General features: G+C 66.1%; 11 protein-coding genes and 1 tRNA gene. 5 read left to right on the forward strand and 7 right to left on the reverse strand.

Annotated features, from left to right (window positions below; genetic code table 11):
• Nucleotides 1-82: 82 nt before the first annotated feature.
• Nucleotides 83-155: transfer RNA gene (locus IPK85_19515), tRNA-Ala, on the reverse strand.
• Nucleotides 156-281: 126 nt separating this feature from the next.
• Here IPK85_19515 and trxA point away from each other — a divergent pair.
• Nucleotides 282-713, forward strand: coding sequence for a thioredoxin (trxA, locus tag IPK85_19520; protein ID MBK8249562.1), 432 nt, complete (start codon nucleotides 282-284; stop codon nucleotides 711-713).
• A gap of 48 nt (nucleotides 714-761) precedes the next feature.
• Here trxA and IPK85_19525 read toward each other — a convergent pair whose 3' ends face one another.
• Nucleotides 762-1,778 carry an LLM class flavin-dependent oxidoreductase gene (locus IPK85_19525; GenBank protein ID MBK8249563.1) on the reverse strand — a complete coding sequence of 339 codons (1,017 nt, stop codon included), beginning with the start codon at nucleotides 1,776-1,778 and terminating at the stop codon, nucleotides 762-764.
• Between the two features lie 265 nt (nucleotides 1,779-2,043).
• On the opposite strand from IPK85_19525, the gene IPK85_19530 reads away from it, so the two are divergent.
• The 3 genes from IPK85_19530 (at nucleotide 2,044) to IPK85_19540 (ending at nucleotide 5,842) form a co-directional block, all read left to right on the forward strand.
• Nucleotides 2,044-2,655, forward strand: a complete 612-nt coding sequence (locus IPK85_19530; GenBank protein MBK8249564.1) for a DUF305 domain-containing protein — start codon at nucleotides 2,044-2,046, stop codon at nucleotides 2,653-2,655.
• 34 nt (nucleotides 2,656-2,689) lie between these two features.
• Nucleotides 2,690-4,522 carry a hypothetical protein gene (locus tag IPK85_19535; protein ID MBK8249565.1) on the forward strand — a complete coding sequence of 611 codons (1,833 nt, stop codon included), beginning with the start codon at nucleotides 2,690-2,692 and terminating at the stop codon, nucleotides 4,520-4,522.
• A gap of 198 nt (nucleotides 4,523-4,720) precedes the next feature.
• On the forward strand, nucleotides 4,721-5,842 hold the full coding sequence (locus IPK85_19540; GenBank protein MBK8249566.1) for an NAD-dependent epimerase/dehydratase family protein: 1,122 nt from the start codon (nucleotides 4,721-4,723) through the stop codon (nucleotides 5,840-5,842).
• A gap of 115 nt (nucleotides 5,843-5,957) precedes the next feature.
• Here the strand turns inward: IPK85_19540 and IPK85_19545 are convergent, their stop codons facing one another.
• The 3 genes from IPK85_19545 to IPK85_19555 form a co-directional block, all read right to left on the reverse strand.
• The gene (locus tag IPK85_19545; protein ID MBK8249567.1) at nucleotides 5,958-8,750 is read right to left on the reverse strand and encodes a peptidase; all 2,793 of its coding nucleotides are present in this window, start codon (nucleotides 8,748-8,750) and stop codon (nucleotides 5,958-5,960) included.
• Nucleotides 8,751-9,078: 328 nt separating this feature from the next.
• On the reverse strand, nucleotides 9,079-9,459 hold the full coding sequence (locus IPK85_19550) for a RidA family protein (GenBank protein MBK8249568.1): 381 nt from the start codon (nucleotides 9,457-9,459) through the stop codon (nucleotides 9,079-9,081).
• Between the two features lie 541 nt (nucleotides 9,460-10,000).
• A complete protein-coding gene (locus IPK85_19555; protein MBK8249569.1) occupies nucleotides 10,001-10,474 on the reverse strand; it encodes a hypothetical protein in 474 nt (157 codons plus the stop codon).
• Nucleotides 10,475-10,705: 231 nt separating this feature from the next.
• Here IPK85_19555 and IPK85_19560 point away from each other — a divergent pair, with 231 nt between their 5' ends.
• Nucleotides 10,706-11,386: a hypothetical protein gene (locus IPK85_19560; GenBank protein MBK8249570.1), complete on the forward strand. Its 681-nt coding sequence runs from the start codon at nucleotides 10,706-10,708 to the stop codon at nucleotides 11,384-11,386.
• Between the two features lie 170 nt (nucleotides 11,387-11,556).
• Here IPK85_19560 and IPK85_19565 read toward each other — a convergent pair whose 3' ends face one another.
• A complete protein-coding gene (locus tag IPK85_19565) occupies nucleotides 11,557-12,885 on the reverse strand; it encodes a hypothetical protein (GenBank protein ID MBK8249571.1) in 1,329 nt (442 codons plus the stop codon).
• Nucleotides 12,885-13,565 carry a cytochrome c gene (locus IPK85_19570; GenBank protein ID MBK8249572.1) on the reverse strand — a complete coding sequence of 227 codons (681 nt, stop codon included), beginning with the start codon at nucleotides 13,563-13,565 and terminating at the stop codon, nucleotides 12,885-12,887. The genes IPK85_19565 and IPK85_19570 overlap by 1 nt, the downstream gene beginning before the upstream one ends.
• Between the last annotated feature and the right edge of the window lie 40 nt (nucleotides 13,566-13,605).

The raw sequence follows: 13,605 nt of genomic DNA on the forward strand, positions 1-13,605 counted from the left end.
CGAAGTTGGGGGCACGGCCGGCCACGCCGCCAGCCGTGTAGTGAAAGGCGCCCGGCCCCCTGTCGGGAACCGGGCGCCACGATGGAGCGGACCGGGATCGAACCGGCGACCCCCTGGTTGCAAACCAGGTGCTCTCCCAGCTGAGCTACCGCCCCTGAACGGGCCGAAAGGTAATGGGTCCGGGTGGGCGTCGGGGGAGTGGATGGTCTCGGGTCGGGGAAGCCCCACTGGAACCGGGGCCGCCGACGACCATCTTCCCCCGAGTCTCGATTCCCTGCCCTATGTCCGTGACCCTTCGTTGCCAGTTCTGCCAGACCTGGAACCGCGTGGACCCCAGCCGTGCCGCGGAGCGGCCGAAGTGCGGGGAGTGCGCCCGGTTCATCCTGATCGACCGCCCGTACACGCTGTTCGAGGATTCGTTCGCCCGGACGATCGCGGATGCGCAGGTGCCCGTGCTCGTCGATTTCTACGCGGACTGGTGCGGCCCGTGCAAGATGATGGCGCCGGCGGTGGATGAACTCGCCGCGAAGAACGCGGGGAAGGCGTTGGTCGCCAAGCTCAACACGGACCATGCGCCCGCGACGAGCCAGTCGTTCGAGATCCGGGGGATTCCCACGGTGATCGTGTTCAAGGGTGGGAAGGAGGTGGCGCGGCAGAGTGGTGCGATGCCGCTGGCGGCGCTGCAAGGCCTGCTGGACCAGGCGGGGAGCTAACGGTCCAACGCGCTGGTCGGGCGCTCGGGGGGGGGGGGGGGGTGGGCGTCAGCGCCAGCCTAACGCGGGCGCCACATGCGTGAGGATCGCCTCGATCACGTGCACGTTGTATTCCACGCCCAGCGTGTTGGGGACCGTGAGCAGCAGGGTGTCGGCCTCGGCGATGGCTTCGTCTTGCCGCAACGCCTCGACGAGCGCGTCGGGCTCATCGGCGTACGACCGCCCGAAGACGGCGCGCATGTTGTCGATGAAGCCGACGTGGTCGCCGCGCCGGTCGCCGCCGAAGTACATCCGATCCCGGTCGTCCATCAGCGCGAAGATGGAACGGGAGACCGACACGCGGGGCTCACGCGCATGGCCGGCGTCTTTCCACGCCTGCCGGAAGAGACGGATCTGGTGGGCCTGCTGGACGTGAAAGGGCTCACCCGATTCGTCTTCCTTGAGCGTCGAGCTTTGCAGGTTCATCCCGTGCTGCGCGGCCCAGACGGCGGTCGCATTCGACGCGGAGCCCCACCAGATGCGGTCACGCAACCCGGGTGAATGCGGCTCCAGCCGGAGCAGCCCCGGGGGGTTGGGGAACATCGGCTGCGGATTGGGCTCGGCGAAGCCGTCACCCTTCAACAGGTCCAGGAACAGCTCGGCGTGGCTGCGACCCATCTCCGCATCGGTCGTACCCTCGGCCGGCGCGTAGCCGAAATGACGCCACCCCTCGATCACCTGTTCGGGGGAGCCGCGGCTGATCCCGAGTTGCAGGCGGCCGTTGCTGATGAGGTCGGCCGCGCCGGCGTTCTCGACCATGTAGAACGGGTTCTCGTAGCGCATGTCGATCACGCCCGTGCCGATCTCGATGCGCGACGTTTTCGCCCCAACGGCCGCGAGGAGCGGGAACGGAGAGCCGAGCTGCCGGGCGAAGTGGTGCACCCGGAAATACGCCCCGTCCGCCCCCAGCGCTTCGGCGGCGACCGCCAGTTCGATCGATTGCTGCAGGACGTCGCGCGCCGTCTTCACCGCCGAGTGCGGGGACGCCATCCAGTGTCCGAAGGACAGGAATCCGATCTTCTTCAAGGGCGCTACTCAGGGGAGTCGGGGCAGCCACGCACCGCGGCGACCGCGGCGGGCCGGGTGAGGAAAGTAATCCGTCCGTCAGCCACCACGTTCGGTCGCCGACAGTGCCCCCACCTCCGGCGCCCGGAGTCCCGGCCCCGGCCCCCGGCCCACCATCAACGCCCCGGAGGGTCGCCCCGTACCGTTCGTAGTCGCCAGGCTCCCCCTTGCGCCCGTCCCCGCCAGCCTGCTGCATAGACAAGCCCGCTTACGGAGCACATTTGCCATGACCGCTTCTCGCCCGATAACCGCCTTCACCATTGCCTGTCTGCTCGCCGGCGCCTCGCGCGCTTCCGCACAGGCGACCATGGACCACAGCAAGCACCGCATGGGCCCTGAGATTGTCATCCCCAAGGGGGCCCTGTATACGAAGGCCGACGTCGAGTTCATGCAGGGGATGATCGCCCACCACGCCCAGGCCATCGTGATGTCCAAGATGGCGGAGACCAATGGCGCGAACCCGCAGGTGCTCAAGCTCTCGCGCAAGATCGACCAGTCGCAGATGCCCGAGATCAACATCATGCAGGACTGGCTCCGCCGGTACGGGCAGTTCGCCCCGGACACCGCCTCGTGGCACGACATGCAGATGGACGGCATGCTCACCACCGACGAACTCAAGGCCTTGAGCGAGGCGAAGGGCGTGGCCTTTGACCGCCTCTTCCTCGACGGCATGATCAAGCACCACGCCGGCGCGCTCAAGATGGTCGAGGACCTCTTCAAGGCCCCGGGTGCCGGCCAGGAAGTGGATGCCAACGTCTTCGCCAACGATGTCGTCACGGCCCAGACGGCCGAAATCGGCATCATGCGACGCTTGCTGTCGCTGCTCCCTCCCCAATGAATTGCCCCCGTCTCCCCCACCGGACCAACTCCCGATGCAACTGAAACGCGCCTTCATGCTGCTGCTGTCGACGGCCGTGGTGCCGTATGTGGTAGCGGCACAGACGTACCCGAGCAACAAGGACCCCCGCAGCACGCTCAAGCCCGGCCGTTACGACGCGGGCATTGCGATCAGCAACATGAAGCAGGTGTCGTTCGCGAAGAAGCCGGCGGCCTTTGACACCACGCAAGGCCTGAAGTTCATCAATTCCGACCTGGCCTTCGGCACGCACTACATCTACCAGGCCAACTTCGCGGGATTCACCATCTGGGACATCGCCGATCCCGCAAACCCGGTGATGATGTCGGCCACCAAGTGCATCACGTCGCAGGGTGACCCGACGATCTACGAGAACCTGCTCTTCCTCTCCGCCGAGGGCGCCGGCAACCGCAACGATTGCGCCGACGGGGGCGTGCAGGATCCGAAGGACCACATGGCGGGCGTGCGCATCTTCGACGTGTCGAACCCGCGGGCGCCGAAGCTCGTGAAGAACGTGCAAACCTGCAAAGGCTCGCACACGCACACCCTGGTCCCGAGTCCCAAGGATCCGCGGACCATTTACCTGTACGTTTCCGGCGGGCAGGGCGCGCGCCCCGAGACCGAGCTCGCGGGATGCAAGAATGGCAACGATCCGGCTGACCCGACGAACTCGCTCTTCATGCTGGACATCATCCGGGTGCCGCTGGACAACCCAGAGAAGGCGGAAGTGATCCCGGGGGCGCGCATCTTCACCGGGCTCGATGCCGCTGGCGAGTGCAAGCGCTTCTGCTTGCCCGTAGACCCGCGTCGTCAGGCGGCCGGCCGCAACCGTCCCGCGCCGGCCATGGAGATGCCGACCACGCCGCGCAATTGCCACGACGTGACCTCGTACCCCGCAATGAACATGCTCCTGGCCTCGTGCCAGACGCACTCCATCCTCGTGGACATCACGAACCCCGAGAAGCCGATCCGCATCGACGCGCTCGTCGACACGAACAACTTCCAGGGTCGTCACACGGCGGCCTTCAGCAACGACGGCACCAAGCTGATCCAGACCGAGGAGTGGGGCGGCGGCACGGGCCCGATGTGCCAGGCGTCGAGCATGAAGGAGCTCGGCGGCAACACGATCATCACGCTGGACGGGAAGAAGAAGCAGACGCAGCGTGGGTATTTCAAGCTCGGCTCCGCGCAGGCCGCCGAGGAGAATTGCGTGGCGCACAACGGCGGGATCATCCCCGTGCCTGGGCGCGACCTGTACGTGCAGGGGTGGTACCAGGGTGGCGTGAACATCATGGACTTCACCAACCCCGACAGCGCCTCCGAGATCGCGTATTTCGACCGCGGGGCCATCAATCCGCCGAAGGGCGCCGACGTGCCGGTGACACCGGTTGACCCTTCAGTTCGAGGCGGGGGCAACGCCATCGGCGGCTCGTGGGGGGCGTACTACTGGAACGGGATGATCGTCTCGTCCGAACTTGATCGCGGCATGGACATCCTGGAGCTGACGCCGAGCGAGCATCTGTCAGCCAACGAGATTGCCGCGGCGAAGCTGGTGCGTTTCGAGCGGTACAACCCGCAGAGCCAGCCAAAGCTGACGTGGCCGGCGGCGTTCGTGGTTGTCAGGTCGTATCTCGACCAGCTGGTGCGGAACGGCGGGCTCGCGTCTGAGCGCACGACCGCCATCTCCGCGGCGCTCGACGTGGCGGAGATGAGGAGTGGCGCTGCCCGTGCCGCAGCGCTGACCACACTCGCGCAGCAGGTGGACAAGGATGTCGGGGGAGCGAAGGACGGTGCTCGCGTGCGTACCATGGCCGGCGAGATCCGGCGTCTGGCGGCGGCGTCGCGCTAACGCTCCGAGCAGGTCATGATTGACGACGGGCGCCCTGATGAGGGGCGCCCGTCGTCGAAGGGTCGACCCGCCGGTCAGGAACTTCGACTCGTGGGCCGGGGCGAGCGTTCCGACCCAGCGCGCGACCGGTCCGGCCTACCCGCAGGACGCGCGCTGGCCCCGGCGCTAGCTTCCAGCGCACCCCACGCCGCCGCCCTCATGTACTCCCGCCGCAAGTTCCTCAAGACCGGTGCTGCCGCTGGTGGCGCGCTCCTCGCCACCAGCCGTCTCCTGCACGCCAGCCCCAGCGGCCCTCGCGCCGTGGCGCCGATGAAGATCCTGGTGCTCGGCGGCACCGGCTACATCGGACCCCACATCGTCCGCCAGCTTGTCGCACGGGGACACCAGGTGACGATCTTCACCCGCGGTCGCCGCGATGCGTCCGGCCTGCCGACTGGCATCGAACGCCTCGTCGGCGATCGCATGATCAACGACACCATCCCCCAGGGGAACCTCAAGTCCCTCGAGGGGCGGACCTGGGACGCGGTCTTCGATGACTCGGCCACCGACCCGCGCTGGGTCCGTCAGTCTACGGCGCTGCTCAAGAACTCCGGCATGTACCTCTTTGTCTCGTCGACCGGCGTCTTTCTTCCCTACTTGACGCCAAAGAACGACGAAACCGCCTCCGTCATCACCGAGCCTGCGACGTCCACGGAATACGGGATTCGCAAGGCGCAATCCGAGGTGGTCGTGCGCCAGGCGTTTGGCGATCGCGGCATCGTCGTGCGCCCAGGCTACATCGTTGGCCCCGGCGACACGACTGACCGCTTCTCATACTGGCCCCAACGCTTTGCAGCAGGCGGCGAGATCCTGGTCCCCGGGGTGCGGGAGCATTCCTCGCAGTTCATCGACGTGCGCGACCTCGTGAGCTTCATGATCAAGCTCGTCGAAGAGAAGCGCGGCGGCACCTGGAACTGCACCGGGCCGGCTCGGCGGCTCTCATGGGGCGAGTTCATCGACACAGCGAAAGCGACGCTGCGGCCTGACGCACAGCTGGTGTGGGTCACCGATCTCGACTTCCTGCGCGAGCAGAAGATGACCTACGCGATCCCGTGGATGATCCCCGAGGGCGACAACACCCACCACCTGCAGATCGACGTGCGCAAGGCGGTGGCGGCAGGATTGACCTTCCGGCCGATGGCCGAGACGCTGCGCGACACGCTCGCCGACTGGCCGAACCGTCTCGCCCAGTTGCCGGCGGGGCAGCAGCCCAACTTCCGCTGGATCACCCCCGCACGCGAACGCGAAGTGCTGGCCATGTGGAAGGCACGCGCGAAGTAACACCGCATCGCGATACGGGCCGCTCGCATCCGAGCGCCGCCGTGTGGTCCGCAAGAGACGAGGGGATGAGCCACCGCGGCCCATCCCCTCGTGTTTCGTCCGGTGCTGCGATGCCTTACGGAACCACGGCCGGCGTCTGCTGCACGTTGTAGATCCCGTTGAACAACATCTTGAACGTCCCGTGCGGTTGCCCCCGGAAGGTCACCTCCGGGCCAAACAGGAAGACCTTGCCACGGCCCAATGGCGCCTCGACCGCGGCGACGCCACCCTGCAAGTAGTTCTGGCCCCAGGCCCAACCACTCCGCAGCGGATTGGCGGTGTCGAACCACGCCACCGGCTTGACGCCACGGGCCGCCGCGGTTGGCTCGAGCCGGAAGACCGGGTTGTTGTTGAAGAACATGTCGGTGTGCCCCTGCAGCCCAAGGCCACCGGAGGCGGTCGAGTCCACCGCAAGACGAAGCACCGATCCGGGGACGTAGAACTTGTCGGAGCCAAGCCGGACATCCGGAGCGCCCGGCCGGCGATCGACGAGGTAGTCGGTGATGGGGAGGCCCAGCTGCTGGCCGATACGCGCCGAATTGCCGGCGGCGACGAGGACGCCTCCCTGCTCCACGAACTTGCGGACGTTGGCGAGCGCGGTGGCACCGTTTCCGGTGCCCGTGTTCACGTCGCAAAGGCTGCGCAGGTCCGGATCAGACGGGGGCGTGGTGGGTGCCCCCTGCGGCTCCCCTCGTCCACCTCCAGCACCGCCACGTCCACCACCTCCTGCTCCAAACGCGCCGTCAGAGGGCAAGACAATGATGTCGTACTTGCTGCGGAGGTCGGCATCGTCGAAGCCTGCGCCGCAGACCACCTTGTACGGGAACTCAAACCGCTCGAAGAGCAACCGCGTCCAGCCGGACGACATTGAGCCGGTCTGGGTATCCCAGAGTGCGATGCGCTTCGGACTCAGCTTCGTCGCATCCGGATCGGGGCGGGTCGTCGTGCCCTCCACGCTGATCCCCAGCTCCTTCGCGGCTGCCTGCACGATGGTGGCCGTGGCGGCATTCTGCGTCACGTAGAACGAGCCGGCGGGGAACGTCTTGCCGTTGGCCGTTGCCGCTCTCGTGGTGCGATACACTTCGCCGTTGGCCTTGAGTACGCGGTTGGCCACCGTGAACGCGTCGTTGACGGCACCGGAGATGAAGTACCCGCTAGCCCCGCTGGCGCTCGCCACCGTGCCGGCCAACGGAGTCGCCAGTCCCTTGATCTCAACGAAGGGCCCCGTGACATCGTCCATGAAGCGATCGAACTGCACGCCCATCTGGTACGACAGCGTCCAGCCGGCGTTGTCGTACGGGCGCCGCGGAATCCCACGCTCGTCCATGTCATTCGGGTGATCCTGTGGCTCGAACATGTCGATGACATGTGCGCGGCCCGCCTGCGCGGCGCGCACCAGGTACGAACCTGCCGCGTAGTTCTTTCCGCCCGCCGTGAAGGCGGCGGTGGCCTGGTGCACCTCAACCCCGATGTACCGCATCGTGTTGACAAACTTCGTGGCGGTCGCGAAGTCCGCCTGGGTCGAGGGGATCACATACGCACGCGGGTCACGCCGCGCAGGATCCTTCATCACCGCCCTGTACTCGGCGAGGGACAGCGTCGGGCCACGGTTGAAGCCGGGGAAGTCTGGTGGGGCATCACTGGCCGCCGCGCCACCTGCCGCTGGCGCCTTCGCTGCCGCCTGGGCGCGTACGAGGTCTTCGTTGGAGATCGTCCAATGGTCGCGAGTCCCGCGGGCGATCTGGTTGGCGCCCATACGGTAGATGTTGAACAGGAATTGGTCCTTGTAGCGCTGCGCGAGGTCGAGGATGGCGTAGTTCGCCGTCACCGAGTAGTCGATTGACTGACGGAAGTGCCACTCCTGGGGCTCGATCGGCGCCGGCAGGTCACCGCGGGGGAGGACCTGGGTGAGCGTGACCGGAATTTGCGACGGCGTTGGGCTGCCGATGATCTCCGTGAGGATCCCGATGATGTTCTGGAAGTACGCCGTGGTGCGGAGCCCGCCGTTCCACCACGTGGAGTAACTCGCGCCGGAGCGCATGGTGAAGCCCGGCTTGTTCTCCTGCAGGAAGCGCTGGTGCATCGCCGCGCCGACCATATTGAGCCCCATGGGGATCATGGGGTCGAAGTTGTAGTTGAACGGGTCCCGGAACGGCGGGGTGAAGATCACCGTGCCAGCGGGGCCCGACTGGTGGTGGTTGTACATGATCTGCGGGAGCCACTCCCAATACATGAGCTTGTTCATGTTCTGGGACTCGGGCAGGTTCGACATGTAGAAGTCGCGGTTGTTGTCGTGCCCTGCATACTTGTTGTAGAGTCGCGTCGAACATGGCCCGCGGCGTCGCTCCGGCACCGGCTCCTGCATGTAGCACTTGGCCACCATCTGCATCCCATCGGGATTGGCGTGCACCATCACGATGATCACGTCCTTCAGGATGCGGACCGTCTCCTCGTCGGTGCGGCTGACGAGCTGGAAGCTCGTTTCGATCAGCTGGTTCGCCCCGACCGTTTCGGTGGCGTGCAGGCCGCCGTCGATCCAGACGACCGACTTCCCTTCCTTCGCCAGCGCTCGCGCCTGCTCGTCGGTGAGTCCGCGGGCGCGCTGCAGGGTCTGCGAGATTTCCTTGTAGCGAGCCAGCTTCGCGAAGTTTTCCGGCGCCGTAATGATGGCGGCGAGGTGCGGCCTGCCTTCGGCCGTCTTGCCGATCTCCATCACCTGCATCCGGTTCGACTCGCTGTCGATCTTGCGCCAGTAGGCGGTGAACTGGTCATAGGTGGGGAGGAAGTAGTCGTCCCCGATGTTGTTCCCCAGGAACTCCTTGGGGGTCGAAACGCGGGATCCCACCTGAGCGTACGCGGCCAGGGGCATCGCGGCCAGCAAGAGGACGGGGAGGGCGCGCGTGAGACGGTGTCGACGAGCTGGCATTGCAATGACCTCGCGTGAGGGCGAAGTGGAGGAATGGACGGCGCCCCGATGGTATCATCTGGGCAGCGCCCGCACAGCCTCCAGTACGCGCCCAGTGCCGCTGGCGTTCGGCCGGGCCGGGTCCGCGGGCGCGGCTTGGATCGCTTCGTTTCGCGGCCCAGCACCCGCGCATGCCGGAAGCGATTCGGTACCTTCACGCGGGTCGCGACCGTCCGCGGCCCAGGGCCCACTTGTCCGCGATGAGGGTGAGCCAGTCGCCGCGGGGGGCGGGTCAGGCCTCCGCGATCGCCGCGATCGACACTTTGAGGCCTGGGATCCGGACCGGCAACTTGGCCCCTTGGCGAGCGGGCGGATTGGACGGGAACCACCTGAGCCACTCCTCGTTCATGCCCGCGAAATCGGCCTCGTCCGCCAACACGATCGTGGCGCTGACCAGCTTGTCCAGCGAGCTGCCCGCGGCCTCAAGAATTGCCTGGATGTTCGCGAGGCACTGCCGCGTCTGCTCCTGGATGGTGGTTCCCGTAATTGCACCCGTGACCGGGTCGGACGGAGCAGTACCGGACACGAATACCAAGCCGGCGGCCGTGACCGCTTGGCTATAGGCCGGGGGTGGCGCAGCTGCCTTGGCCGTGAAGACGATCCGACGGGCCACTCTTCATCCTCCCGAGTCAATGTGAGTCACATACGTACTGGCGGCCGGTCCCAAGCCCGCGCTCGTGACGTTCATCGCGCTAGTCCGCCATGCGAGTGGACTTCACGTCGCAGCGGCCTCCGGGCCACTGCGCATTTTCGTCCCATGTGATGTACTCGACGCCGCTCAAGCGCCGCCCACGCGGCGTTTGAGTCTCGAAGACTTGAAGCATTTAGTGGGACACGCCATGTGATCTCCTGCACCCGTTCATCATGACGTTGCCACCTCAGAACATCTATTGCGCCGCCCAACAGGTGCTTCTGTTGTGCACGCCTGAATAGGAGGGTTGGGCGGGGCGGTCGCAACCAACCCGGGCGATAGCGGCCGCCCCGCCCAACCCGTCCCGGTCTGCGGCCATCAGCAGCAAGCTTCGTTAGGCTGCGTTTCGGTCCTTACCGGGTAGGTAGGTGACCATCCTGTTGCACGCACGCCACGCCATCAGGGTCAGGGTCGCCCTCGCGGCCCATCGCCCGGAAGGCCCCCCCGCCGAACTGATCGCCGACTAGGTCTTGCTCGGCGGGACGGTGAAACACCAGTACTGGCACACCGTCACCCCGGATGCGGGATCGTGCAACTTCATGATGCGGATGCACAGCTCCCTGGTGGCGGGATCTGCCGTAAGGATCTGGTCGCAAATTCCCCCGCCTTGATTCTGCCGGAGAGTCGCCCGTCGTTCGGTCAACGAAGCCGTGATGTCCGTCCGACCGGTACGAGTCCGCCATGTGTTCACTGCCGTCGCAAGGCGTTCGACTTCGGCCTGTTGGCTCGTCGTAATGCTGCCCGCCGACATGATCCTCGAATTGAGGTCGAGCACGCCCTGGGTCAGCTGGTTCAGCTCGGCATCGTCCGCTGCGCGCGTGACCAGCGTCGCGAGGCTCGGGCTCAGGCCTGCTTTGGGTGAGGCCGGCGCCGAGGCTGCGTCCGTGCAGCCGACCATGATCAGTGCTACGGCTCCCGACGCCAATAGCGTTCTCATGACTTCTCCGTCTGGGGGGGAATCGACACTCGAGATGTTGTCGTGTACCCAGAGAGCGGAAACGCCAATCGAGACCCGACAGCCGCCGGCGGTGGTGCGATCGGTGTCGTCCCTGCGATCTGGTCGCGCGCGAGGTGATGGCTTCGCCCTTTCGCGGGACGCCATCCTCCGCCGCGTCGGACTCACCGGTAGCTTTCCTCGCACGAACCCAGACCCGCCCGAGGGCCCCCCATGACCGACCGCCGCAACTTCCTCACCCGATTCTCGGCCGCCGTCGGCGCCTTCGGTGCCACCATGGCCGCCACCCCCAACACCTCGGACGCGCAGGAGCCGCGGGGCTGGCAGGCCGAACGCCACCCACAGGACGAGTGGCTCGACGCCCTCCCCGGCAAGCACCGCTTCTTCTTCGACTCGTCCACCGCCACCGGGGCCGGCGACGCCATCACCTTTGCGTCGAACTACTACAACGCCAACCGCTCCGGCTACAACCTCGGCGATGCCGACCATGCGGTCGTGATCTGCCTGCGCCACTGGTCCACCCCGTTCGCCTGGAACGATGCGATGTGGGCGAAGTACGGCGCCCCGATCTCGGATCGTATCAAGTTCGTCGACCCGAAGACCAACGAGGCCCCCAAGGTCAACGTCTACCAGGCGACCGGGTACGGCATGCAGCTGCCCAATCGCGGGGTCACGCTGGACGCCATGATCAAGCGGGGGGTGCACTTCGCGGTCTGCGACATGGCGACGCGTGCCTACGCGGGAATCATCGCCTCCGCGCTCAAGCTGCAGATGAACGACGTCTACGAAGACGTGAAGGCCAACTCCATCGGGAATACTCACTACGTGCCTGCCGGCATCGTCGCGGTGAATCGGGCGCAGGAGAAGGGGTACGCGCTCGCGTGGATGGGCTAGCAGACGGCAGACGGCAGACGGCAGACGGCAGACGGCAGACGGCAGACGGCAGACGGCAGACGGCAGACGGCAGACCACGGTGCGCGCGGTGCGCCGCTTGGTCAACCACTGGAATGCAAAGAGGGGCGTCGAAGTGACGCCCCTCTTTGCACACCAGCTGGTCCGGCCTGCTACTCGTGCGCGGGCAGCGGCTCCATGGTCCGAGCATCCACCGGCACCTGCACCTCGTCGCGGTGCTTGGACGTCATCAGCACGACGCGCATGCGCGGGAACGCATCCATGAACTGCATGTAGCTCCAGCCCCAAAGCCCAAGGAATCCTACCGTCGTTCCAATTTCATAGATCCCGAAGGGAATCGACGTCGCATCGAGATGCGCGTTGGGATAGATCTCGAGGTAGCGGTGCATCCAGATCCCCAGCATCGACGAGAAAGCGAACAACCCCATCGTCGGCGTGAACATCTTCGGCGCCTTGCCCATGAGCCCCAGGAACGGCGCCAGGAAGACCATGAACGCGATCGACACCGCCATCTTGATCCAGGGGGCCGTCATGCGCAGCCGCAGGTAGTGCGTCTCCTCGCCCATGTTGCCGTACCAGATCACGAGGTACTGCGAGAAGGTGAGGTATCCCCAGAAGGCGGTGAAGGCAAAACAGAGCTTGCCGACGTCATGCAGCTGCGACTCCCCGATCACGTCGCCCGCCCGCATGAAGTTGCGCCAGCCGCGGATCAACAGGGCGAACACCATCAGGTTGACCAGCCAGCCGCCCATGAACACCTGCCAGCCGTACATCGTCGACTGGAAATGGAAGTCCATCGACATCGACAGGTCCCACGCGAGCATGCTCCAGCCAAAGCCGAAGACCAACGCCAGGTACACCGCCAGCTTGCCTTGAAAAGAATGCGTGGAGTGAATCTCGCGGCGTTCCTCACCAAAGCCGGCGCGCATCCCGTCGCGAATCCCCTTCGCCCAGGACGCTCCCCACTCCGGCACAAGTCCCACATCCAGGCGAACCGAAGAGCGGATGTACCACAGGCTGAGGATCGTGATCAGGGCGAAGACCCCAATCACACGCGCCATCCAGAATCCAGGGGAGAGCCAAAGGGCCTTCTCGGCGATCGCGATGTGTTCGTGGGTCCACGGGAAGATGTGGCCCTTGCCGAAGAACGCCGTGACCAGAAGCAGCACGAAGGCGATCGGCAGCCACGCGACCCACCCTTCCATCAGGCGGATCACCGAACGCGACCAACGCGCCGTGGTGATGCGCTGCACCGCAGAAAACACCACCGCAGCCGACGCCGGAATCGTGAAGAACAACCAGTTCACGTGGAACGCCTGCCAGGCGCGATCCTCGCCCATCGCCGCACCGGCGATGAAGGTGCCGAATCCGACGACGGCAAGCACGATGGCGATCGTCTTGAGGCGTGCCGGGATCGGCTCGCCCTGGATCATGCGAACGATCTCTTCGCGCGTCGGCGTATGTCCGTGATGTGCGCTCATCAGCGCGCTCCCTGCGGCGCGGCCGCGGTGCTGTCCATGCCCTGCTGCATCGCCGGCCTCGAGCCACCCGCATGGGGCGCCCAACGGTTCGGCCCGAGCGGCGTTGCCCCGGGGACCTTGTCGCCCGTCACCCCGGGCATCGCCAGCGGCGTGGTCTCGATCGGAACGCCGCCAATGCGGCCCTGGAGGCCGCGGATGTAGTTCACCACATCCCAGCGATCCATCTCCTCGATCCGGTTATACGGCGGCATGGCGCCACGCCCGTTCCGCATGATGGCGAAGAGGTAGCCATCGCTGCGGCCCTTGGCCATGTCGGTCGTTAACGGCATCGGGATCATCCCGTACTTGGTCGCGGTACCGTCCCCTGCCCCGGCCCCACCATGGCAGACGGCGCAGTTGATCTGGTATTGCTTGCGACCGTTGGCCAGCGAGGCCTCGGTGACCGGCGTCGGGTTGGACACCAGCGCCGCGATCGAATCGAGCGTCGCCGGCATCGCGAGGTAGGACACCTGCAACGCGGACACGGCGGTCCCGTTGGTCGGCACGGAGCCCTGCGGCGCGCCGCGCACCTTGAGGATGGAATCGCTTTCCCACGTCGTCACCATCGGCGAGCGCTTGAAGTCCGTGAACCACTCACACGCACCAAGCGTCAGCAACAAGGCAGGGGCGAGCCGGCGCATAAGCTGCCGTCCGCTGTCTGCCGGCTGCCGTCTCAGGAGT

Source organism: Gemmatimonadota bacterium, assembly GCA_016712265.1.
In the GTDB taxonomy this organism is placed as follows: domain Bacteria; phylum Gemmatimonadota; class Gemmatimonadetes; order Gemmatimonadales; family Gemmatimonadaceae; genus RBC101.